Genomic DNA, 22,430 nt, shown 5'->3' on the forward strand with positions numbered 1-22,430 from the left:
ACCGCTTCAAAGACCGATCCACAGCATCCGCGCCAACCGCGCCGGGATGCCAACAACAGAGAAAATCACCCATGAACCGTCGCCGCCGCGTTTACGAGGGCAAGGCAAAGATCCTCTATGAGGGTCCCGAGCCCGGCACGCTGATCCAGTTCTTCAAGGATGATGCAACGGCTTTCAACAAGAAGAAGCACGAAGTCATCGACGGAAAGGGCGTCCTGAACAACCGCATCTCCGAATACGTCTTCACGCATCTGAACAAGATCGGCATTCCGACCCACTTCATCCGCCGCATGAACATGCGCGAGCAGTTGATCAAGGAAGTCGAGATCATCCCGCTTGAGATCGTCGTGCGCAATGTCGCCGCCGGCTCGCTCTCGACCCGCCTTGGCATCGAGGAAGGCATCGTCCTGCCGCGCTCGATCATCGAATTCTACTACAAGTCGGACGCACTCGGCGACCCCATGGTCTCTGAAGAGCACATCACCGCCTTCGGCTGGGCCAATCCTGCCGAACTCGACGACATCATGGCACTCGCCATCCGCGTCAACGACTTCCTGTCCGGCCTCTTCCTCGGCATCGGCATCCAGCTCGTCGACTTCAAGATCGAATGCGGGCGCCTCTACGAAGGCGACATGATGCGCATCATTCTGGCCGACGAGATCTCGCCGGACAGCTGCCGCCTTTGGGACATCGAGACGCGCGAGAAGCTCGACAAGGACCGCTTCCGCCAGGATCTGGGCGGGCTTCTCGAAGCCTATCAGGAAGTGGCGCGCCGCCTCGGCATCATGAATGAAAACGAACCGATCCGTGGCACGGGCCCGGTTCTCGTCAAGTAAGCTTTGGAGAAGAGATCAGTGATCAAGGCACGTGTCACAGTCACCCTGAAGAACGGCGTTCTGGACCCGCAGGGCAAGGCCATCGAGGGGGCGCTCGGCGCCCTCGGTTTCGACGGCGTCGGCCAGGTCCGTCAGGGCAAGGTATTCGATCTCGAACTCGCCGGCGACGACAAGGCCAAGGCAGAGACCGAGCTGAAGGCCATGTGCGAAAAGCTCCTCGCCAACACGGTTATCGAGAATTATACTATCTCCATCGCCTGAGGGTTGAGGGAGATGCACGATGGCCGAAGTCGCCAGCGAATTTATGTTCGAGCCTCTGAAGAAGCTCAATCAGCGATTTGACAAGGTGGACTTTGCCATCAGCGAGTTGCGCGCGGACAATCAGACAATGCGCGCGCAATTGCATGCACTGCAGGGTGACGTGAACAACCTGCGCGCAACCGTCGGACACTTCGAAAGCCGATTTGACCGCATCGACAATCGTCTGGAACTGCGCGAGTTCCAAGAAGCCCAGATAAGGTTTGAGCCACAGCCATGAAATCAGCCGTCGTCCAGCTCCCAGGCCTCAACCGTGACCGCGACATGATCGCGGCTCTCACCAAGATCTCCGGCCATGCGCCGGTGACGATCTGGCAGACCGAGACCGAGATCCCGGATGTCGACCTGATCGTCATCCCCGGCGGCTTCTCCTACGGCGACTATCTGCGTTGTGGGGCCATTGCCGCTCGCATGCCGGTCATGCAGGCAATCAAGGAAAAGGCCGAAAAGGGCGTCAAGGTCATCGGCGTCTGCAACGGCTTCCAGATCCTGGTCGAAGCCGGCATGCTGCCGGGCGCCCTGATGCGCAACACCTCGCTGAAGTTCGTCTGCAAGGAAATCAAGCTCGAGGTTGTCAACGCCGATACCGACTTCACCCGTGCCTATGCCAAGGGCCAGATCATCCGCTGCCCAGTCGCGCACCACGACGGCAACTACTTCGCCGATGCCGAGACGCTGAAGGCGATCGAAGGCAATGGCCAGGTCGTGTTCCGCTATGCCGATGCGACAAATCCGAATGGGTCGATGAACGACATCGCCGGCGTGATCAACGCAAAGGGCAATGTCCTTGGCATGATGCCGCATCCGGAAAACCTGATCGAAGCGGCCCATGGCGGCAATGACGGTCGCGGCATCTTCGCCTCGGCACTGGACGTGATCGCGGCCTGAGGTAAGCCTCGCTTAACCACCGCCCTTTAAGGGAAGACGGCAGCCAGCCGAAAGAACGCCCATGCGCCGCTTCGCCTTTTTCGTCATCCTCTTTGCAGCAGCCGGCCTTGCGGCCTGCAAGCCGGAGGCACCGCGACCACCTACAGGTGGACAGTCAGCGCTCGACATCATGGAAAAGGTGGCCGTCGGCGCAAACCGCTGCTGGTTCAAATCCGGCGACCCGGCGTTCAAGGCCTATTCGCTCGCCCCGGAACTCACGTCCTTCTCCGGCCGCCCCCGCATCCTGCTGGTGCGCAAGGGCTCGCCAGACATCCGTCCGCTCCTTGTCGTACAGGCGGAAGGCCGCCCGGCGCGTCTCGATGCCTTCGGCCCACTGATGAACGAAACGCTTGCGCCACGTATCCAGAAGGATGTCGTGCGCTGGGCAAACGGCGCCAAGGACTGCTGATCAGACCGGTGGCTGATAAAGGCGTTCGACCAGCAACAGACGCGACTTCCTGATTTCGCGCTCGGCCATGTCGGGCGAAAGGCCCACATCTCGCAATTGCTCCTCGCTCAACCGCGAGAGATGAATGCGCGTTCGCCGCTGCCGCCGCCTCAGTGTCAAAGCCGCTCCGACGGCCCGGGCAATGGCCATCAGCCATGCCAGCCGCGCCGGACGAACGGGATCATTGTGCGAAAATGATGTGATTGTATCTATTGTCACCATGATGGAAACTCCTACGGGCTACTCCGTCGGCATGACCGTATGAATTGACTCCCATGCCGTGACAATCTATAGAATTGTCATCATGACAAATTGGCTCCCCTCTCTTGAAGCCGGTACCGGCCCGCTGTATGTGCGCATCGCCGATGATGCGGAAAACGCCATCAAATCAGGCGCATTGCCTCTCGGCGCCAAATTGCCCCCGCAGCGCGATCTCGCCTATGATGTAGGGGTGACAATAGGTACAATATCCCGAGCCTATGCCTTGTTGCGCGAGCGCGGCCTGGTCAATGGCGAGGTCGGGCGCGGCACTTATGTGCAGGGCACGGATGACCAGGGATCGGCCACGCCGCGTGACCCGGTGTCGATCCACTACGGCGGCACCCGCGCCATCATTCCGCCGCCGGGCAAGCTGCGCTTCGACACCACGGCTGCCATCGACGTCGGACAGGCCGAAATTGTCGGACACATCATGGCCGAGATCGCCTCCGCGCATCCGGGCGAGATTTCAAGCTACACCCGCACCCTCTCCCCAGATTGGCTCGAGGCAGGGCGGCAATGGCTGTCTTCGGGCAACTGGACGCCGGACCCCGAACAGATACTCCCCCAACTCGGCGTGCATGCCGGCATCAACGCCGTTATCGCTGCGGTGAGTGGCGCCGGTGACCGGATCGTGTGCGAGCACCTCACCTATTCGCAAGTCTCGCGCAGCGCGAACCTGATGGGACGACAGATCGCACTGGTCGATTCCGACGCCGACGGCATTCTGCCGGAGGATTTCGAGCGTGTCTGCGCCCGCGAACATCCGAAGGCTGCCTTCATCATGTCGTCGGGCCAGAACCCGACGCTTGCGAGCCTTCCGCTCTCCAGGCGCAAGGACATTGTCGAGATCGCCCGCAAATACAATGTCTGGCTGATCGAGGACTATCTCTATGGCGGCATGATCGCAGACGAGATCCCGCTTCTGGCCGAACTGGCGCCGGACCGCACCTTTCTGCTCAACGGATTGTCGAAATGCGTCGCCGCCGGCGTACGTGGCGGCTGGGTCGCCTGCCCGCCGCATATGAGCCAGCGCGTTCGCGTCACCCAGAAGATGGTGAGCGGCGGCCTGCCCTTCCTCCTTGCCGAATTGTCCGCAAGACTCGTCTTGTCCGGCGCGGCTGGCGATATTCGCGGCAAGGTGCTCGCAGAAATCGGCGCGCGGGAGGAAATCGTCCGCCAGTGCTTTGCCGGAAAGGATTTTCGCTCGCACCCGCGCCTGCCCTTCTTCTGGCTGAAGCTGCCGGAACCCTGGATGTCCGGCACCTTCAAGCAGGCCGTTCTGGATGCCGATGTCCTGATTGACGATGAAGACGAGTTCAAGCCGGCCCGCTCGGCACGCGTCTTCCACCATGTCCGGGTCGGTTTCAGCGAGGGACGCGATCGTGAGATTTCGGTGGAAGGGCTGAAGACGGTTCGGCGCGTCCTCGACCAGTCGCCTCTGGGCACCAGCGCCATCGTCTGACAGCGATCCTCTCCATCCGCCATCGTCACGAAAGCGGCAGGAAAGGCCGGATTGCGCGCATTTTTCAAGTGCGCCGGGCGCAGGCTTGGGTTATAGCCTGCCTCGAAACCGATCTCCCAACGATCTCCCATTGCCCTGAGAGCCAGATGACCGTTTCCAACTCCCGTCCCATCACCGCAGAATTGATCGCAAGCCACGGCCTGAAGCCGGATGAATACGATCGCATCCTGAACCTGATCGGACGCGAGCCGACCTTCACCGAGCTTGGCATCTTCTCGGCCATGTGGAACGAGCACTGCTCCTACAAGTCCTCGAAGAAGTGGTTGAAGACGCTGCCGACCAAGGGGCCGCGGGTTATCCAGGGACCGGGCGAAAATGCCGGTGTCGTCGACATCGATGACGGCGATGTCGTCGTCTTCAAGATGGAGAGCCATAACCACCCGTCCTACATCGAACCCTATCAGGGAGCGGCAACCGGCGTCGGCGGTATCCTTCGCGACGTCTTCACCATGGGTGCCCGTCCGGTGGCCGCCATGAACGCGCTCCGCTTCGGCGCGCCTGATCATCCGAAGACCAAGCATCTGGTGGCAGGCGTCGTCGCCGGTGCCGGCGGCTATGGCAATTCCTTCGGCGTGCCGACAGTCGGCGGTGAAGTGGAATTCGACGCCCGCTACAACGGCAATATTCTCGTCAATGCATTTGCCGCCGGCCTTGCCAAGGCGGACGGAATCTTCCTGTCGGAAGCCAAGGGCGTCGGCCTTCCCGTCGTCTATCTCGGCGCCAAGACCGGCCGTGACGGCGTCGGCGGCGCCACCATGGCATCGGCCGAATTCGACGAATCGATCGAAGAGAAACGCCCGACCGTGCAGGTCGGAGACCCCTTCACCGAAAAATGCCTGCTGGAAGCCTGCCTCGAACTGATGCAGACCGGCGCCGTCATCGCCATTCAGGACATGGGGGCTGCCGGCCTCACCTGCTCGGCGGTCGAAATGGGCGCAAAGGGCGACCTCGGCATTGAACTCATGCTGGACAAGGTGCCGGTGCGCGAGGAGCGCATGACGGCCTATGAAATGATGCTCTCGGAAAGCCAGGAGCGCATGCTCATGGTGCTCGAGCCCTCCAAGGAAGAGGTCGCCAAGGCGATCTTCGTCAAATGGGGGCTCGACTTCGCCATCGTCGGCTACACCACCGACGACCTGCGCTTCCGCGTCATTCACCAGGGCGAGGAAGTCGCGAACCTGCCGATCAAGGAACTGGGCGACGAAGCCCCGGAATATGACCGTCCGTGGATCGAGCCGAAGACCCCGGCCCCGCTGGCCGAGAACGACATTCCGGCAGGCGACGTGACCGACGCACTTCTGAAGCTCGTCGGCTCGGCCAACAACTCCTCGCGCCGCTGGGTCTACGAGCAGTATGACACCCTGATCCAGGGCAACTCCCTGCAGCTTCCAGGCGGCGATGCCGGCGTCGTCCGCGTCGAGGGTCACGCCACCAAGGCGCTCGCCTTCTCCTCTGACGTCACCCCGCGTTACGTCGAGGCCGACCCGTTCGAAGGCGGCAAGCAGGCTGTCGCCGAATGCTGGCGCAACATTACGGCGACCGGTGCACTTCCGCTCGCCGCCACCGACAACTTGAACTTCGGCAACCCCGAGCGGCCCGAGATCATGGGCCAGCTCGTATTTGCCATCAAGGGCATCGGCGAGGCTTGCCTGGCGCTCGACTTCCCGATCGTGTCCGGCAATGTCTCGCTCTACAACGAGACCAACGGCCAGGGCATCCTGCCGACCCCGACCATCGCCGGCGTCGGCCTGATGAAGGATTGGTCGAAGATGGCCCGCATCCGCTTTGCCGCACAGGGCGAGGCGATCCTGCTCGCCGGGGCTCCGTCTTCCTGGGGCACGCATCTCGGCCAGTCGGTCTATCTGCGCGACATTCATGGCCGCACCGACGGTCCGGCGCCGCATGTCGATCTCGCCCATGAGAAGAAGGTCGGTGACTTCGTGCGCGGCCTGATCCAGGATGGTCTTGCGACTGCCGTGCACGACTGCTCGTCGGGTGGCCTCGCGCTTGCCGTCGCGGAAATGGCCATGGCCTCCGGCATCGGCGCCCATGTCAATGCCTTGAACGACGCCAACCCGGTGGCTGTCTTCTATGGCGAAGACCAGGGTCGCTACGTGCTCACGGTCAAGGAAGCAGACGTGGACACGGTCCAGGTCCGCGCTGAAGCCGCTGGCGTCTTCTGCCCGTGGATCGGCCGCACAGGCGGTTCGAACGTCGTGCTCGGCGATGCACGTGCCATTGCCGTCGAGGAACTGAAGAAGGCGCATGAAGGCTGGTTCCCGGCCCTCATGGAAGGCGAACTCGCCTAAGGCCTTCGATCACATGCCTGTGGAGCATGGGGTAGGTGCCACCTACCCCATTGAAAGACTTCGGCGAATGCACGATAGTTCTCGCATTGCTGATTTGCATGAGGGATCCGTTTTATGCCGATGAAACCAGGCGACATCGAAGACATGATCAAGGCCGGCATTCCGGGGGCGAAGGTCGTCATCCGCGATCTCGCCGGAGACGGTGATCACTACGCTGCCGAGGTCGTCGCCGAAGCTTTTCGCGGCAAGAGCCGCGTTCAGCAGCACCAGATGGTCTATGATGCGCTGAAGGGCAATATGGGCGGCGTTCTGCATGCGCTGGCGCTGCAGACCAGCATTCCCGACTGAAGTGACTGCTGTTCTTGAGGCGATATCCAAGGCCTGCCGTTCACCGGCGGGCCTTATTCATGACCTGGGGTCAATGACCGGAGCGCGTGTCGATTGCAGCGCTTCGAAGCTCTTCGCCGGCAGTGGCCCCGCTGTCATCAGGGTAAAGTCGAAGCCGCTCGGCTGATCGGGGCCGAGCACATATTGCCGGTGCATACGCAGAAAATCGCGGCGGTTCTTTTCATAGCGCTCGGTCGACATCGCATGTTTGAAGCGGATGAAGACGAGCTTCGGCTGTGGCGCGTCCGCATGGCCCGAGAGTGCCACGGTATTGCATTTGTAAAGGTGGATTGGGTCAGTCAGGCATTGAATGTCGAACCAGTCCACATCCGGCTGGCGCGCGAGGGCGCCGATCCGCCTGCGCAGCAAGGTCGCCTCTGACAAAAGGCTGCATTGCAGGGCGGCGCCCCCCAATGCGACAAAGACGATCCGTCGCCCCTTGAGAATGTCGGGCGCCTTCTCAAGAAGTCGAGCGATCACCGAGATGGCAAAATTCGCACCCATGCTGTGGGACGTCACAAGGATCTCGTCCGACGGCTGCCTCAAGGCCTCGACCGCCTGGTCTACCGCCCGCTCGATCAGGGATGAGACCTCCGGCCGGTCCTCCGCGATGGCGACCGCGAGCCGCCAGTCGGCCAGCAGATGCAGCACATGGTAGCGGTTGGAAAACGGAATGACGCCGTAGCGGAACACGAGTACGCCCGCAGGCACTGTCAGGAAAGACCACCAGGGCGAAAGATTAAGGACCGATGGGATCGCCGCGATGTTGACCCCGAGCGCCAGACCGGCAGCCAGGAACAGGAAAGGAAAGAGGAAGAACAGGCCGAAACGCCAGGCATGGCGAAAATAGCCCCAAGCGCCGCCCTGGCGCACGACATCAAATCCGGCCTTGAAACCCTTTGCGACCTGCATCCAGACCGGTTCGGACCGCATTGCGGTGATCAGCGCATTATGGTCGAAGACATGAATACCGGAACGCGTCGTCCAGCCAGCGACTTCAGCATCAACCGGAAAGTGCGCACCCGCGCCGTCGACAGACAGCGCCCCGACATCGAAGCGCGCCTGCCAGACAGAACTGGTCTGTGCGGCCGAGCGCTGATAGCGCCGACGATGGGCTTCGGCATCCAGTGGTTCGAAACCCGGAAAATGCAGGACAATGCGGCTATGGATCATCTAGACGGTCACTCGATCGACGGCAGGCGGCCGCATGGGGCGCTTGCTAGACGAGAATTACGCTGATTAAAAGAGCGCATGGAACAAAACCACTCAAGACCGCGGGCGCAAGGGGACTAATATGGCGGATCTGCTGGGAAACATTGTCAAGGACGTCGTCGAGGGCGTGCTGAAGGAGATCCTGAAAAAATCGAACCGCAGCGGCACGACTCGCCGCCGCAAGCGCCAGACCCGCTCCGCGACAACGGGACGTTTCGTGCGCAAGACGACGAAGCGCGTGAAGGCTCCGGCCCGCAAGCAGGTGAGCCGCCGCCGCACCACCGCCAAGCGCAGCCGCCAGCGCAGCCGTTAATTCCGGCATTGCCGCAAACTCGCCACTGGCAAAAGCCGATCCGTATTGCTATTTCTACGGCAAATCGAAGCTGCCGCCTTGAACGGCATGTGAAAGGACAGATAACATGAGCGCCCACGAATTCATCGAAAACGAAGTCAAGACCAACGACGTTGTCCTGTTCATGAAGGGCAGCCCGCAGTTCCCGCAGTGCGGTTTCTCTGGCCAGGTCGTCCAGATTCTTGATTATCTCGGCGTGGACTACAAGGGTGTGAACGTGCTGGCCGATATGGAAATCCGCGAAGGGATCAAGGAATTCTCCAGCTGGCCGACCATTCCGCAGCTTTACATCAAGGGCGAGTTTGTCGGCGGCTGTGACATTGTCCGCGAGATGTTCCAGGCCGGCGAACTTCAGAAACATTTCGAAGACCAGGGTATCGCCGTCCGCGGCGCCGCCTGAACCTACCGGCCGCAAGGCCTATAGACAATCTCCAGGTCATGAAGGCGTTGTTCCCAGCAACGCCTTCATGACGTTCCAAGGTCAAAATTTATGTCAAATTCATTACAGCCCACCCCCAAGGTCCTTGGGGGCATGGGGCGCGTCGAATTCATTGCGCTGATGGCTTTCCTCATGGCGCTCAACGCGCTGGCCATCGACATCATGCTGCCGGGCCTGCAGGAAATCGGCGCCGCACTCAACGTCGAGAACGAGAACCATCGCCAGTATGTCGTATCGGCCTATCTGCTAGGCTTCGGCATCGCCCAGCTCTTCTATGGTCCGATCGCCGATCGCTTCGGCCGACGCATGCCGATGATCATCGGCCTTGCGATCTATGTGGTCTCGTCGCTTGCCGTCGTCATGGTCCCATCCTTCGAGTCACTGCTCGTACTGCGTTTCATCCAGGGCATCGGTTCGGCGGCCACCCGCGTCATCACCGTGTCGATCGTCCGTGACGTCTTCGGCGGTCGCCAGATGGCGGAAGTCATGTCACTGATCATGATGGTCTTCATGGTCATCCCGGTGGTCGCGCCGGGCACCGGCCAGGTCATCATGCTCTTCGGCGACTGGCACTGGATCTTCGTTTTCATGGCGCTGATCGCCGTGATGGTCGGCGTCTGGATGTATGTCCGCCTGCCTGAAACACTTGCGCCGGAAGACGTGCGTCCATTTACGGTCAAGGTGATCTTCGACGGCTTCCGGATCGTGCTGACCAACCGTGTCGCCCTCTGCTACACGATCGCCAGCACCTTCATTTTCGGCGCCCTGTTCGGCTTCATCAACTCGGCCCAGCAGATCTATGTCGGCATTTATGGCCTTGGCGTCTGGTTCCCCGTCGCCTTTGCCGGTGTCGCCCTGTTCATGGCGCTCGCATCCTTCGTCAACGCCAAGCTCGTCGGGCGGTTCGGCATGCGAAAGCTGTCGCACGGCTCTCTGATCGGCTTCATCACCATCAACTTCATCTGGCTGGTGGTGCAGCTCGTCGGTCCGGCGCCAATGCCCTTTGCACTCTTCATTACCCTGTTTGCGTTGGCGATGTTCCAGTTCGGCTGGATCGGCTCGAATTTCAACTCGCTCGCCATGGAGCCGCTCGGTCATGTGGCCGGCACGGCATCCGCAGTGCTCGGCTTCATGGGCACGATCGGTGGATCGATCATCGGCGCGACCATCGGCCAGGCCTTCGACGGCACGGCGCTGCCAATGGTCGCCGGCTTCTTCATGGTCTCGGTTGTCGGCCTCGTTTTTGTCCTGATCGGGGAGAAGGGCCGTCTGTTCCAGGCCCAGAACAAACCGGTTTAGTCGAAACGCCCTCTTTGAAACGTGAAAGGCCCGGTCGATGCCGGGCCTTTTTTTGATCAGTCGACCGTGAATATCCGCTCCCGCAATTCCTGCCATGCGTCCGCATCAGCTGCGACCAGAAGGCCACCCGACGTGTGGTGCGGCAGGTAGGGCGAACCGTCGAACCGCGCCACATGCGCGCCCGCCTCCTGCATCATCAGGGCCCCGCCGAGATGATCCCAAGGCATCAGCTTGTTGTACATGGCGAAATCCATATGCCCCTGGCCGAGCAGGCGATATTCATGCGCCGCGCAGCGATAGCTGGTGAAGAGGCGGACCTCTGCGAGGTTGGAGAGGATCTTGCGGCGCATGTCGATATCGAAGAAGCCGGTATTGGCAATGCCGATCATCTGTTCGAGCGCACCGCTCGGCCGCATGAACATCTGCTCCTGAGAGCCATCAGTGCGATAGAGCCAGGCACCCGATCCCTTTTCGCAAAGCGCCCAGTCATTGCCGATCGGATCATAGATGATACCGGCGACTGTCTCGCCCTTGGAGACAACCGCAAGCATGACGCCGAACAAGCTCAGCCCGGAGGCAAAGTTGAACGTTCCATCAATGGGATCGACGACGACGGCGAGATCGGCATCCTTGAGGCGATCGAGAAGGGCCGGGTCTGCGGCGACCGATTCTTCACCGACGAACAGCGCATCCGGCATAAGGGATTCGATTCCCTTTCGGATCAATCGCTCGGCAGCCTCGTCGGCTTCGGTAACGAGGTCGATGGCCTCCGTCTTCATCCGGATATCGCCATCGCCGAGATTGCGAAAGCGCGGCAGAATCTCCTCGACGGCAGCCTCCTGCAAGAGATTGGCTAGGGCGGCGATGTCGATGGCGGCAGTCATGAGGCGTCTCCTGATGCTTGAGGCAAGGCACGATGTGTCGCGCCATCCGGTCGCCCCCGTTCTAGCCCGTCGACAATGGTGAAGTATAGGCAGAAAGCCACGCCAACCTGATTGTCACCCGGCCTGATTCATGCATGATTTCGAAACAGCTGCATTTTCAGGACCACCACACGACATGTTTTCCAGGCGCGCCCTTCTCTCCCATGCATCGCTGATCCTCGCCGCCTCTGTTCTGCCAGCCGAGGCCGCAAAACCTCGCAAGCCGAAGCTCGCCACCGGCCAGGTCTATCTCTTTCGCGGCTTTGCAAATATCTTTTCGACGGGGCTCGATACCCTCGGAAAGAGGCTCGCCGAGGATGGCATCCAGGCGGAGGTCCTGTCGCTGCCCAATGCCCAGGCCTTCGCCCGAAGGATCGCTGAGCGATACCGCGCGTCGAAGGATGCCCGCCCGATCGTGCTCATAGGACACTCCCTGGGCGCGGACATGACCTTCTCGGTGGCAAGCGCGCTGCAACCGATGAAGATCCCGGTGGCGCTGATCCTGAGTTTTGATCCGACGGGCAAGGGTCCCGTCCCCCGCAACGTAAGGAAGACGCTGAACTTCTACACCGGTGGCGAAAATCTGTGGTCCCCGGTCTTGCCGGCGCCCGGATTCAAGGGCGAACTGGCCAATATCAACTTGCGCCAGGGCGAGGCGGCCATCAAGGGCATCGGCCACTTCAACATCGACAAGAACCCGGAGCTTCACCATCGGGCGATCAAGGAGATCACCCTGGCCCTTCGCAGGCGCTGACAGGTTTCAGAATATCCCGGGAACTAGCCGCTTGGTGCGGGCGCAATAGGCGTCGTATTCGGCACCGAAACTCTCCCGCATCATGGCCTCTTCACGAGACTGGCGCACCGCATAGAGCGCGACCACGGCGCAAAGGCCGACAAGACCGGCAATCCAGTTCGGGATCAGCAGCGCCTGCATGAGCCCCCAGAGCAGGAAAGAGGCATACATCGGATGCCGGACATGGGCGTAGACGCCCTGGGTGACCAGCTGATGGCCTTCGCGCACTTCGAGCGTCACGGACCAGTTCTTGCCCAGATCCTTGTGGCTGCGGCGGAACAGCCAGAGAAAGGCGATGCCCGTTATGGCGCCCAGAAGAACCTGCACGATCCCCTGCCCGCGATCGGCAATACCATCGAAGACATCCAGCCGCCATGCGATCGGCATGACCACGAGGGCAAAAGTGCAGAAGGCCAGAAGCGAGATATCGAGCGTCGAGCGGCGGTCGACCTGTGTCTTCTGGCGGCGCGCCCGACGCATGGCCGGATAACGCATCGCGCACCATGTCACCAGCATCAGGGCCCAGAGGATGAAGGAAATGCGGATCATGATACTGCCTCTGCCGTTTTGCCTGCCTCTGCCGAGATCGGCAGCGCATCGCCTCTTACGGCCTCGATTGGCCGGGTGCCGCAGCAGATCATGAAGAAATCATAGAAATAGCGCCGGCTGTTTGCCGAAATGAACTGATAGTGAACCCGAAAGAAGTTCTTCTTCACGCGGCGATAGGTGTCCCGCTCGAGCATGTCGCGGACACGCACCTGCATCTGGCGCGGAAACGCGTCGCCGCGCCTGTGCGAGAGACCTGCGCGTGCATAGGGGTCGCATTTGTAGAAGTTGATGATGTCGGTGAGCGCCTGGAACTCCGTCCACACGACCCCGGGATGAGATGCCAAGGCTTCGAGCCGCATCCGGGCCCGTTTTGCCGCCGGATGCAGGGCCACCTTGAGCGAGGTGGATCCGACGGTGACCAGCTTGAAGTCGACACGCCTGCCCTCAACCACCAGTCGCTCCGCAAGCTGGTGAGCGACATCGAGGATGAGGGCGCCGCCGGTCGAATGCCCGACAAGCAGTATCTCGTCATAGTCCGCAGCCGCGATCCGCTCGGCAATCAGCCCGGCCCAGCCGTGGATGCGCGCATCCATCACGGGACGGCGGCAATGCAGATGCTCGCGACTGAAGGACCAGAGATCCATGAGGTGAAAGACGAAGTAGCGCCGCCCGATGAAACGACCGACGGCATAAGCAATGGCAGCACCGACGATCGCCGGCAAAACCGGACCACCGGGAAGGGCCAAGAAACCGGCCAGCCGATAGGCGGTTGTAGCGAGCCAGGCGAAGACGAGCAGCATCACGAATGGGTAGAGAAAATACAGTGCGAATCGCCAGTTGGTCGCAAAGAAGCGGAACATGGTGCCGCTCAGCACATAATCGAAGAAGGCCACAAGATAGGCGAGCAGCCTGACGACGAAGGGCCGCGCACCGTCATGCTTCACGATATCGTCGAAGCTCAGAAAGCTGATCTCGGAGCGGCAGGCGCCATCCGGACCGTGGTACTCGACGGCTGCGGTAGTGACCGAGACCTGCGCATGCTCCACCGGCTTTTCCAGCGTCGCTTCGACCGACCAGCACTTGCAGAAGCGATCCATCTCGCGCCCGATGCGCCGGAAAAATCCGGCTGCGTCGTTGCGTTCATACCCTCCGACGAGAAACACGGCACGCCTCGACACCGAAGGCTGAGTGACCTCAGACATTCCTACTCCCACGAATTCCCGGAGCCGCGAAGCAGCGCTCGCAGTCCCTGTCCGGATGCAATGTGCAAGAAGCCCCCTGCGCAGTCCAGCCTTGGGACCCGATCAACATGCGACGGGAGGATTTTTCTTGTGTCTTTACAAGTGAGATGGCGCCGACCGGGGCAGTGCTGGGCTCAATCCGGCTTCGTTGCCATCAGTCCGGCAAAATCGAAGAGCTTCGGATCCAGCAGATGCGAAGGATCGACATGGGCGAGAGCCCTGAGCATCGCATCTTTGCGGCCCGGCATCTTCGATTCGATCCCCGCCAGCATCTCCTTCATTGCGTTGCGCTGCAGACCGTCCTGGGAGCCGCAGAGATCGCAGGGGATGATGGGGAACTGCATGGCCTGGGCAAAGCGCGCCATGTCCTCTTCGGCGACATAGGCGAGCGGCCGCATCACGAAGAGATCCTTCTCGTCGTTCAAGAGCTTTGCCGGCATGGCCGAAAGTCGGCCGCCATGGAAGAAATTCATGAAGAAGGTCTCGAGGATATCCTCGCGGTGGTGGCCGAGCACGAGGGCGCCACACCCCTCCTCCCGCGCGATCCGGTAGAGATTGCCGCGACGCAGGCGTGAACAGAGCGAGCAATAGGTGCCACCGCTTGGCACCTTTTCCTTCACGATCGAATAAGTGTCGCGATACTCGATGCGGTGCTTGACCCCGATCGAAGCGAGATACTCCGGAAGCACGTGTTTGGGGAAATTCGGCTGACCCTGGTCGAGATTGCAGGCGACGAGTTCGACCGGCAACAGGCCACGCCATTGCAGATCAAGCAGGATGGCGAGCAGGCCGTAGCTGTCCTTGCCGCCGGAGAGACCGACCAGCCAGCGCGTCTGGCCCTTCAGCATGTCGAAATCGGCAATGGCCTGGCGCACCTGGCGGATGAGCCGCTTGCGCAGCTTGTTGAAGGACACGGAGCGTGGCGCATTGGCAAAGACCGGATGCACCGTCGAGAGGTCGAGCGCATCCTCGCCGTCGAGTGCTGAGGCATCCTGACTGTCGATCATGTTGACGAGGTTCATCTTCGGCTCCGGCCCGGCAGCAATCGTGGCCATGCAATGCCCGTTGCAGCCGTGAAGATCAAGCCCCGAAGACCGACCAGCCCGTACGGGTTGCGAGCATCTCAAGCGCAGTCGAGCCGAGCGCCGAATTGCCCACCTCGTTGAGACCTGGCGACCAGACGGCAATCGATGCCTTGCCGGGCGCAACCGCGAGGATGCCGCCGCCGACGCCGGACTTGCCCGGCAGGCCGACATGATAGGCGAAATCGCCCGAACCGTCGTAATGGCCGCACATCAGCATCAATGCGTTGATGCGCCGCGCGCGCTTCGGCGAGACAACCGAGAAGCCGGTTAGCGGATTGGTGCCGCGATTGGCGAGAAATAGGCCGGCATGCGAGAGCTGGACACAGGAGAGTGCCAGTGCGCACTGGTGGAAATAGACGCCGAGTGTGTGTTCGACCGGATGTTCGAGATTGCCGAAGCCACGCATGAAATTGGCCAGTGCAAAATTGCGGAAGCCGGTTCTCTGCTCTGACTGGGCCACCTTCTCGTCAATCGACAATGTCTCGTCATCGGCGAGGTAACGCATGAAGCGCAGATATTCGCCGATCGCCTCGCGCGGCGCATGACCTGCCAGCACCATGTCCGTGACGACAATCGCACCGGCATTGATGAAGGGATTGCGCGGGATGCCATGCTCGCGTTCGAGCTGGACGATGGAGTTGAAGGAGGAGCCCGAAGGCTCGCGCCCCACCCGTTTCCAGACGGATTCGCCCGCCTTGCCGAGCGCAAGCGTCAGCATGAAGACCTTGGAAATGCTCTGGATCGAAAACGCCGTGTCGGCATGGCCTGCCTTGTAGGTCTTGCCATCCACGGTGGTGATCGCGATGCCGAACTGCTTCGGGTCGACGCGGGCGAGTTCCGGAATGTAGTCGGCCACCTTGCCTTCGCCGAGGCGCGGCTCAAGCACGCTGACGATCTCGTCGGCGATCAGCTGCAGATCCATCTCTTACCCCTTACCCGCGTCCGTACCGCGTCATCTTCCCCGGTGAGCGCTGCACTGCAAACAAAAAAAGCCGCCCCGAGGGGCGGCTTTCCACAAATCTGTCTCGCGATCAATTAGCGCGAGTAGAATTCGACGACCAGGTTCGGTTCCATGATGACCGGATACGGAACATCCGACAGGCCGGGAACGCGAACATAGGTGGCAACCATCTTGTTGTGGTCGACTTCGAGGTAGTCGGGAACGTCACGCTCTGCGAGCGATACCGATTCCAGAACCGTGACCATCTGCTTCGACTTCTGGCGAACTTCGATGACGTCGCCGGCCTTGCAGCGGTACGAACCGATGTTGACGCGAACGCCGTTCACGGTGACGTGGCCATGGTTGACGAACTGGCGGGCAGCGAAGACCGTCGGTACGAACTTGGCGCGGTAGACGATGGCGTCCAGACGCGACTCGAGCAGGCCGATCAGGTTTTCACCCGTGTCACCCTTGCGGCGGTTGGCTTCGTCGTAGGTGGCGCGGAACTGCTTCTCGCGGATGTCGCCGTAGTAGCCCTTCAGCTTCTGCTTGGCGCGCAGCTGCACACCGAAGTCGGAAAGCTTGCCCTTGCGGCGCTGGCCGTGCTGGCCCGGGCCGTATTCGCGGCGGTTCACCGGGGACTTCGGACGGCCCCAGATGTTTTCGCCCATACGGCGGTCAATTTTGTACTTGGAAGATGCGCGCTTGCTCATCCGTATTTCCTTCTCAACAGGTTACAGCGGTTTGTTGCCAAATCGCTTAAGGAAACACGCCCTCCTCTGAACCTCCTTCCGGGAGGTTCTGACAGGCTTCTCACGTCAGCGAACGGAGAAAACCACGGGACATGTCAAAACAAACACCGGGCGTTTCGGCCCGGCGTTGGTGGGGTGATTAGTGGCGAAGTACACATTTGTCAACACGGCATCCGCACTGCATGGCGCCGGATCTGCAAATAGACGCGCTCATGGACGGTCTAGAGCGGAAAAGATCGCAAAACAGCCTGCAAAGGCTGACAGAACGCAAGAACTCCGCTATCCCCGGGGCATCCTCATTAACAGAAGACACGTCCTTGATGATCAGACATCTGTTTCGCCTGCCTTTGCTCGCCCTTGCCGGCCTCTTCCTGGCCATCATGCCTGCGGCCGCGGAGATCCAGAAGCCCGGCCATGCGCATATCCTGGTCGATGCGGAGACCGGTGCGATCCTGGAGGCGGACAATGCCGATCGGGTGCTTTACCCCGCGTCACTCACCAAGATGATGACGCTCTATCTGACATTCGAGGCGCTGCAGTCCGGCCGCTTCGACTGGGATCAGCGACTGGTCATCTCGCAGAACGCAAACGACAAGGAACCCTACAAATTTGCAGTCGGCGCTGGCAATACGATCAGCGTGCGCGAGGCGGTCATGGGCATGGTGGTGCTTTCGACCAATGACGCAGCAACTGCCGTCGCCGAGACCCTTGCCGGTTCCGAGGAGGCCTTCGGCCAGATGATGACATCCAAGGCCCGGGAACTGGGAATGACGCAGACCGTCTTCACCAATCCGTCCGGCCTGCCCGATCCGCGCCAGTTGACGACCGCGACCGACATGGCGCGCTTGGGGCTGGCGCTGCTCCGGGACTTCCCCGAGGAGTACAAACTGTTCGCCTCGCGCGGCATGACATTCCGCAGCATGAAGTTTCGCGGTCACAATGCCTTCCTCGTGCAGTATCCAGGCGCCGAAGGGATCAAGACCGGCTTCACCAACGCATCGGGCTACAACATCGTGACATCTGCGAGCCAGGGTAACCGTCGTCTGATCGGCGTGGTTCTGGGTGCAGACAGCGCCAATGCCCGTACGCAGGAAATGATCACGCTGTTTGATCGTCATTTCGGAACCAAAGCCAGCCAGTGACGGCAGGAAGACCAGGAAAGGCATAGCCATGACCGACACCGTCCTCGACCGCTTCCTCCGCTATGTCGTCATCGACACACAGTCCGATCCTGCCTCCGAGGCCCAGCCCTCGACGGAAAAGCAGAAGGATCTCGGCCGGGTCCTCGTCGCCGAAATGCTGGCGCTCGGGCTCAATGACGCCCATCTCGACGAGCATGGCAATGTCTACGCGACAATCCCGTCCAACACGGACAGGGACGTGCCGGTCATCTGCTTCTGCTCGCATATGGATACCGCGCCGGACTTCACCGGCACGAACGTCAAGCCGCAGCTGGTGCGCAACTACCAGGGCGGTGACATCATCCTGACGGGCGACAGCAGCCAGGTGATCCGGGTCGCGTCTCATCCGCAGCTGAACAAGCAGATCGGCAATGATGTCGTCACCACAGACGGCACGACACTGCTTGGCGCTGACGACAAGGCCGGCCTGGCAGAGATCATGACGGCAGCGGCCTATCTCGTGGCGAATCCTGACATCCCCCACGGCACGATCAAGATCCTCTTCACGACAGACGAAGAGATTGGACGCGGCGCCGACAAGGTGGACCTGGCCAAGCTCGGCGCCCGCTTCGCCTATACGCTTGACGGCTCGACCGTGGGCGAAATCGAGAACGAGACCTTTTCAGCCGATGGCGTGACGATCGAGATAGCCGGCGTCGCCATGCATCCCGGATATGCCAAGGGCAAGATGGAGAATGCCATGAAGGCTGCAAGCGACATCGTTGCCCGCCTGCCCCGCGACATCGCGCCGGAGACCACGGACGGCCGTCAGGGCTTCATCCACCCGGTCGACATCTCTGGCAGCATGGAGAGCGCCATGCTTCAACTGATCATCCGCGACTTCACCGAAGCAGGGCTCAAGGAAAAGGAAGACCTGCTGGAGGCGATCACCGCAGACGTCATGGCGACCTATCCGGGCTCGACCTATCGCCTCAAGATCAAGCAGCAGTATCGCAACATGCGGGAAGTCCTCGATCGCCATCCGGAGATCATGGAAAACCTCGAAGAAGCGGTACGCCGCGTCGGTCTTGAGCCGGTGCGTCACAGCATCCGTGGTGGCACAGACGGCTCGCGTCTCTCCTTCATGGGCCTGCCCTGCCCCAATATCTATACCGGCGGCCATGCCTATCACTCGCCACTCGAATGGGTGAGCGTTCAGGATATGGAAAAGACCGTCGAGACGATTATTGCGCTGGTGAAGGTGTGGGAAGAGCGGGCGGCCTGAGCCGTCCGGCACGCTCTCAAGCCCACCGGGTTATTCGGCGGCGGACGCCGTCTGCTCGTCCGCATCCACGAGATTAGGGTCCCCCGGCTGCGTCTCGGCTTCCAGATCCGGGAAGGCCACGATGCGCTTGCCGGAAAAGTCGGTATGCACCACGACCAGCCCCTGTTCCTCAAAGTAACCGAGCAGACGTCGGGCACGGCGGGCAGAATGCGTGCCATAGGCCCTGGCGATGCGATGGTCCGACGGGCATTCCTCGTTGCGGAGCGCCGCCTTGGCGAGCAGCAGAAAGACGCCCTGCAGATCGTCGGAGACCCGGACCGAGAGCGAAAGAGCTGTCTGCCATCCCTCGCTCGCCGCAGTTTCCTCATCGACACCAGCGCGCGCAACCGCCACTCGACGGCGGAATTCACCCATGGGCATTGGCGGGCCGGTCACGCGACGCATCCGGGCCCGGACCAGAAACTCCTGATAGAGCACACTATCGGTCCGGTAGGCGGCCTGCGGATCACCGAGGATTTCGGAAAGCACGGCCGCGAGTCGATCCTCACGCTCTTCGGCCGACATTTCTGCGCCACGCGCCGGAGAATCGCTTGCGACCGGGGTCATGGAAGCGGGGGAAGAGCGGGAGAGCTCGGCCAGAATGTCCGTCGTCGGCCGTGGCGCCGGCGATGCTCGGCGCACGATCGGCCGGGTGAATTCTTCCGGGTCGGGCGTGAAGATCAGATCCTCGACGTCCTGAGGCGCATCGGGTAGCGGCATCAGCATGGGCGAGGACGAGCGGGCGGACGTCTCGACGGCACCGATGACGATCGGCAGCGGCCGGCGCGACATGGCCGGGCCCAATGCAACGAAATTGCCGCGTTGCAAATCGCGGAACATCTCCGCCTGCCGGCGGTCCATGCCGAGCAGGTCGGCTGCGCGCGCCATGTCGATATCGAGAAAGGTTCGGCCCATGAGGAAGTTGGAAGCCTCCGCCGCGACGTTCTTGGCAAGCTTTGCGAGGCGCTGGGTGGCGATCACGCCGGCCAGACCGCGCTTTCGGCCACGACACATCAGATTGGTCATGGCGCCCAGCGACATCTTGCGGGCATCTTCAGAGACATCGCCGCTGACGGCGGGTGCAAACATCTGTGCTTCGTCGACCACGACGAGGACCGGATACCAGAATTCGCGATCGGCATCGAAAAGACCGTTGAGGAAAGCGCCTGCCGCGCGCATCTGCTGCTCGACATCCAGGCCCTCCAGCGTGAGCACGCAGGAGACGCGGTGCCGGCGGATACGATCCGCAATGCCCGCAAGTTCCGCTTCGGTGCGCTCACCATCGACGACGACATGGCCATATTTTTCGGAAAGCGTGACGAAGTCACCTTCGGGGTCGATGATGACCTGCTGGACCCACTGCGCCGATTGCTCCAGCAGGCGACGCAGAAGATGCGACTTGCCCGAACCCGAATTGCCCTGCACCAGGAGTCGGGTCGCAAGAAGCTCCTCGATATCGAGCTTGGCAGGCTGTCCCCCCTGCACCGTTCCCATATCGATTCCGACCTTCAATGACGGCATCCTCAAATCATGTGTTGATCTGTTGTCACTAACAGACTTGAAAGCCCGCGTATGGGCTGCATCCGCGAAACCCACAGGGAAGTGCTGACGTCAGGCGGCCTTTCGGCGACGCAGCAGACCTGCAAGCAAGATGCTGAGTACCAGCGCAGGCAGAAGCGTTGCAAGCCCGCTACGCAACCCGGAGAGTTCTGCCACGAAACCGATCATCGGCGGGCCGACCAGGAAACCGAAAAGCGCGATGAAGCTCAGGATCGCGACATTTTCAGCCGCCGGCCGGTCACCCAGATCGGCAGAGGCCGTGACGGCGAGCGGAAAACCGACGGAAACGCCAAGGCCGACACAGGCGAGACCAAGATAGACAAGCGCCGTGGCAGGCGCAACGACGACGAGCAGCAGACCGCCAAGCGAGAAAAGAAGGCAGATCCGCGCCAGAACCACAGCGCCCAGACGTTGCTTGGCCCCATCGCCGAGAAAGCGGCCGACCGAGACCATCATGGCGAAGACGACATAGCCCATGCCCGTCGCCATGCCCGACGTCGCGAAGACATGCTTGAGATAGACGGCCGACCAGTCGGCAACCGCCCCTTCCGTCATCGTAATCCCGAAGACGAAGAGACTGATGCCGAGGATATCGGGACTTGGCAGCCGCCACGACGACCGCGGCGCATTGGCCACAGCCGTCACTTCGTGCAGCGGCAAGGCACGGCAGACAAAAAAGGCAACCGGCATCAGAAGCAGCGACAGCACAGCAATCGCAATCACGGGCGATGTCTCCAGCGCCAGGAAACCAGCCCCGATCAGGCTGCCCGACATGATCCCAAGGCTCCAGAAGCCGTGGCAGCGGTTCATGATCGAGGCCGTGCCGCGCTTCTCGATAATGTCAGCCTCGACATTGAGACCGAGTTCGATCGTTGAAAGGCCGATCCCGAGCAGCGCGAGCAGCAGGAAGAGCGACAGCATATCCGGGGCCGCGACTGGCAGCGGCACCAATGCGAGAAAGACCGGAAAACCAAAGATCAGTGTGTTGCGGCTGCCAATCCGACCGACCAGCTGACCGGCGAAGGGCAGCATCAGCAGAATGCCTGCCGGCAGGCCAAGCAGCGCGATCGCAAGTTCGGCAGGGCCGAGCGCCAGCCGCTCCTGCACCCTGGCTATTTGCGGCAGCCAGCTGCCGAAGGCGATCGGCTGCAGGAAGAACGCGGTCATGATGAGGAATTGCGGCGGCATTGACGGACCGGGTGCTGGGGAGGGAGGGAATCAGATCCCCAAGATACTCGGCCAGCCCCGCTGTTTTGGAAAGCAGACCACCGCATCGAGTGGTCTGCTCGCCGACAAAAATTCTGACCCGGACGGTTCGCGATGCGAGGACCAGTCAGCGCTCAAGGTCTGATGTCCCAGAGCGACAGACGGCCCGGAAAGACCGGCCGATCCTCGGGGAGTCCGATATCCCGCCGCAGTTGGGGAGAAAGATGCGCCGTCAGATTGCGAAGCTGTCGCCGCCTCCAGCTGGCACCGATCAAGGCGGCCAGCAGTCGCCAGGAGCCAAAGTGTTGCAGCAGTTCATCCATCCGCTTGGCGAGCGGGTCGGCAACTATAGATTGATTTTCGTGCATGACTTGTCCGTCCCGGAACGCCGACGCGCCCAGGTCCTTTCGCTGATGAAAATGCGACGTGACACAAGCGAACGAACGCGTTCACACGCGCTGGCGGCAAGTCACGTCAGTATGGTTGAAAACGCCGGAAAAGGCAGGAAATATGACTGTTCAGACAGTCATTGGGTGCATCGAACGATGGTGGATGAACCCACGCACATCGAAGACACCGATCCGCCAGAGAGGCGCATACGCATGGTAAAATGAGTCATCTGTCGC

At 61.3% G+C, this 22,430-nt stretch carries 25 protein-coding genes; 15 read left to right on the forward strand and 10 right to left on the reverse strand.

Features of this window, described 5'->3' with window-relative positions; translation table 11 throughout:
- Window positions 1-71: 71 nt before the first annotated feature.
- The 5 genes from purC to LJE98_RS12950 all read left to right on the forward strand — a co-directional run bounded on the left by purC (window position 72) and on the right by LJE98_RS12950 (window position 2,490).
- The gene (gene purC / locus LJE98_RS12930; RefSeq protein ID WP_113459581.1) at window positions 72-836 is read left to right on the forward strand and encodes a phosphoribosylaminoimidazolesuccinocarboxamide synthase; all 765 of its coding nucleotides are present in this window, start codon (window positions 72-74) and stop codon (window positions 834-836) included.
- Between the two features lie 18 nt (window positions 837-854).
- Window positions 855-1,097: a phosphoribosylformylglycinamidine synthase subunit PurS gene (gene purS / locus LJE98_RS12935; RefSeq protein ID WP_113376567.1), complete on the forward strand. Its 243-nt coding sequence runs from the start codon at window positions 855-857 to the stop codon at window positions 1,095-1,097.
- A gap of 19 nt (window positions 1,098-1,116) precedes the next feature.
- Window positions 1,117-1,374 (forward strand): hypothetical protein, encoded by a 258-nt coding sequence (locus LJE98_RS12940; protein WP_229575626.1) that lies wholly within the window; start codon window positions 1,117-1,119, stop codon window positions 1,372-1,374.
- Window positions 1,371-2,042: a phosphoribosylformylglycinamidine synthase subunit PurQ gene (purQ, locus tag LJE98_RS12945; protein WP_229575627.1), complete on the forward strand. Its 672-nt coding sequence runs from the start codon at window positions 1,371-1,373 to the stop codon at window positions 2,040-2,042. Before LJE98_RS12940 ends, purQ begins: the two co-directional genes overlap by 4 nt.
- Window positions 2,043-2,103: 61 nt before the next feature.
- Entirely contained in the window at window positions 2,104-2,490 is a 387-nt protein-coding gene (locus LJE98_RS12950) for a hypothetical protein (protein WP_229575628.1), read from the forward strand.
- On the opposite strand, the gene LJE98_RS12955 is transcribed toward LJE98_RS12950, so the two are convergent.
- Window positions 2,491-2,751, reverse strand: a complete 261-nt coding sequence (locus LJE98_RS12955; protein WP_229575629.1) for a DUF1127 domain-containing protein — start codon at window positions 2,749-2,751, stop codon at window positions 2,491-2,493.
- An 82-nt stretch (window positions 2,752-2,833) separates the two neighbouring features.
- Here LJE98_RS12955 and LJE98_RS12960 point away from each other — a divergent pair, with 82 nt between their 5' ends.
- The 3 genes from LJE98_RS12960 (at window position 2,834) to LJE98_RS12970 (ending at window position 6,969) form a co-directional block, all read left to right on the forward strand.
- Window positions 2,834-4,252, forward strand: coding sequence for a PLP-dependent aminotransferase family protein (locus LJE98_RS12960; RefSeq protein ID WP_229575630.1), 1,419 nt, complete (start codon window positions 2,834-2,836; stop codon window positions 4,250-4,252).
- 146 nt (window positions 4,253-4,398) lie between these two features.
- Window positions 4,399-6,621 carry a phosphoribosylformylglycinamidine synthase subunit PurL gene (purL, locus tag LJE98_RS12965; RefSeq protein ID WP_229575631.1) on the forward strand — a complete coding sequence of 741 codons (2,223 nt, stop codon included), beginning with the start codon at window positions 4,399-4,401 and terminating at the stop codon, window positions 6,619-6,621.
- 114 nt (window positions 6,622-6,735) lie between these two features.
- On the forward strand, window positions 6,736-6,969 hold the full coding sequence (locus LJE98_RS12970) for a BolA/IbaG family iron-sulfur metabolism protein (RefSeq protein ID WP_054149753.1): 234 nt from the start codon (window positions 6,736-6,738) through the stop codon (window positions 6,967-6,969).
- A 57-nt stretch (window positions 6,970-7,026) separates the two neighbouring features.
- On the opposite strand, the gene LJE98_RS12975 is transcribed toward LJE98_RS12970, so the two are convergent.
- Window positions 7,027-8,181, reverse strand: a complete 1,155-nt coding sequence (locus LJE98_RS12975) for a hypothetical protein (RefSeq protein WP_229575632.1) — start codon at window positions 8,179-8,181, stop codon at window positions 7,027-7,029.
- A 121-nt stretch (window positions 8,182-8,302) separates the two neighbouring features.
- Here LJE98_RS12975 and LJE98_RS12980 point away from each other — a divergent pair, with 121 nt between their 5' ends.
- The 3 genes from LJE98_RS12980 to LJE98_RS12990 all read left to right on the forward strand — a co-directional run bounded on the left by LJE98_RS12980 (window position 8,303) and on the right by LJE98_RS12990 (window position 10,310).
- On the forward strand, window positions 8,303-8,533 hold the full coding sequence (locus tag LJE98_RS12980; RefSeq protein ID WP_229575633.1) for a hypothetical protein: 231 nt from the start codon (window positions 8,303-8,305) through the stop codon (window positions 8,531-8,533).
- Window positions 8,534-8,639: 106 nt separating this feature from the next.
- Window positions 8,640-8,972, forward strand: a complete 333-nt coding sequence (grxD, locus tag LJE98_RS12985) for a Grx4 family monothiol glutaredoxin (protein ID WP_229575634.1) — start codon at window positions 8,640-8,642, stop codon at window positions 8,970-8,972.
- A 132-nt stretch (window positions 8,973-9,104) separates the two neighbouring features.
- On the forward strand, window positions 9,105-10,310 hold the full coding sequence (locus LJE98_RS12990; RefSeq protein WP_229575635.1) for a multidrug effflux MFS transporter: 1,206 nt from the start codon (window positions 9,105-9,107) through the stop codon (window positions 10,308-10,310).
- Between the two features lie 56 nt (window positions 10,311-10,366).
- Here LJE98_RS12990 and LJE98_RS12995 read toward each other — a convergent pair whose 3' ends face one another.
- Window positions 10,367-11,194, reverse strand: coding sequence for an inositol monophosphatase family protein (locus LJE98_RS12995; protein ID WP_229575636.1), 828 nt, complete (start codon window positions 11,192-11,194; stop codon window positions 10,367-10,369).
- A gap of 175 nt (window positions 11,195-11,369) precedes the next feature.
- On the opposite strand from LJE98_RS12995, the gene LJE98_RS13000 reads away from it, so the two are divergent.
- The gene (locus tag LJE98_RS13000) at window positions 11,370-11,987 is read left to right on the forward strand and encodes a thioesterase domain-containing protein (RefSeq protein ID WP_229575637.1); all 618 of its coding nucleotides are present in this window, start codon (window positions 11,370-11,372) and stop codon (window positions 11,985-11,987) included.
- Window positions 11,988-11,993: 6 nt separating this feature from the next.
- Here LJE98_RS13000 and LJE98_RS13005 read toward each other — a convergent pair whose 3' ends face one another.
- From LJE98_RS13005 to rpsD, 5 genes are all read right to left on the reverse strand, one after another.
- Window positions 11,994-12,575 carry a protein-S-isoprenylcysteine O-methyltransferase gene (locus LJE98_RS13005; RefSeq protein WP_229575638.1) on the reverse strand — a complete coding sequence of 194 codons (582 nt, stop codon included), beginning with the start codon at window positions 12,573-12,575 and terminating at the stop codon, window positions 11,994-11,996.
- Window positions 12,572-13,777 (reverse strand): alpha/beta fold hydrolase, encoded by a 1,206-nt coding sequence (locus tag LJE98_RS13010; RefSeq protein WP_229575639.1) that lies wholly within the window; start codon window positions 13,775-13,777, stop codon window positions 12,572-12,574. Before LJE98_RS13010 ends, LJE98_RS13005 begins: the two co-directional genes overlap by 4 nt.
- 173 nt (window positions 13,778-13,950) lie before the next feature.
- Window positions 13,951-14,838, reverse strand: a complete 888-nt coding sequence (gene ttcA, locus LJE98_RS13015; protein WP_420710152.1) for a tRNA 2-thiocytidine(32) synthetase TtcA — start codon at window positions 14,836-14,838, stop codon at window positions 13,951-13,953.
- 58 nt (window positions 14,839-14,896) lie between these two features.
- The gene (locus LJE98_RS13020; protein WP_229575640.1) at window positions 14,897-15,823 is read right to left on the reverse strand and encodes a glutaminase; all 927 of its coding nucleotides are present in this window, start codon (window positions 15,821-15,823) and stop codon (window positions 14,897-14,899) included.
- Between the two features lie 113 nt (window positions 15,824-15,936).
- Window positions 15,937-16,554 (reverse strand): 30S ribosomal protein S4, encoded by a 618-nt coding sequence (gene rpsD / locus LJE98_RS13025; RefSeq protein WP_229575641.1) that lies wholly within the window; start codon window positions 16,552-16,554, stop codon window positions 15,937-15,939.
- A gap of 359 nt (window positions 16,555-16,913) precedes the next feature.
- On the opposite strand from rpsD, the gene LJE98_RS13030 reads away from it, so the two are divergent.
- Together LJE98_RS13030 and pepT are read left to right on the forward strand one after the other, a co-directional pair.
- Window positions 16,914-17,735, forward strand: coding sequence for a D-alanyl-D-alanine carboxypeptidase family protein (locus LJE98_RS13030; RefSeq protein WP_229575642.1), 822 nt, complete (start codon window positions 16,914-16,916; stop codon window positions 17,733-17,735).
- 28 nt (window positions 17,736-17,763) lie between these two features.
- Window positions 17,764-18,999: a peptidase T gene (gene pepT / locus LJE98_RS13035; protein WP_229575643.1), complete on the forward strand. Its 1,236-nt coding sequence runs from the start codon at window positions 17,764-17,766 to the stop codon at window positions 18,997-18,999.
- Between the two features lie 30 nt (window positions 19,000-19,029).
- Here the strand turns inward: pepT and LJE98_RS13040 are convergent, their stop codons facing one another.
- Together LJE98_RS13040 and LJE98_RS13045 are read right to left on the reverse strand one after the other, a co-directional pair.
- Window positions 19,030-20,550 carry an ATP-binding protein gene (locus LJE98_RS13040; RefSeq protein WP_229575644.1) on the reverse strand — a complete coding sequence of 507 codons (1,521 nt, stop codon included), beginning with the start codon at window positions 20,548-20,550 and terminating at the stop codon, window positions 19,030-19,032.
- A 99-nt stretch (window positions 20,551-20,649) separates the two neighbouring features.
- Window positions 20,650-21,765, reverse strand: a complete 1,116-nt coding sequence (locus LJE98_RS13045; RefSeq protein WP_229575645.1) for an MFS transporter — start codon at window positions 21,763-21,765, stop codon at window positions 20,650-20,652.
- 263 nt (window positions 21,766-22,028) lie between these two features.
- On the opposite strand from LJE98_RS13045, the gene LJE98_RS13050 reads away from it, so the two are divergent.
- The gene (locus tag LJE98_RS13050) at window positions 22,029-22,418 is read left to right on the forward strand and encodes a hypothetical protein (RefSeq protein ID WP_229575646.1); all 390 of its coding nucleotides are present in this window, start codon (window positions 22,029-22,031) and stop codon (window positions 22,416-22,418) included.
- Window positions 22,419-22,430 lie beyond the last annotated feature (12 nt).

This window comes from Rhizobium sp. 'Codium 1' (assembly GCF_020889605.1).
Classification (GTDB): Bacteria; Pseudomonadota; Alphaproteobacteria; order Rhizobiales; family Rhizobiaceae; genus Allorhizobium; species Allorhizobium algae.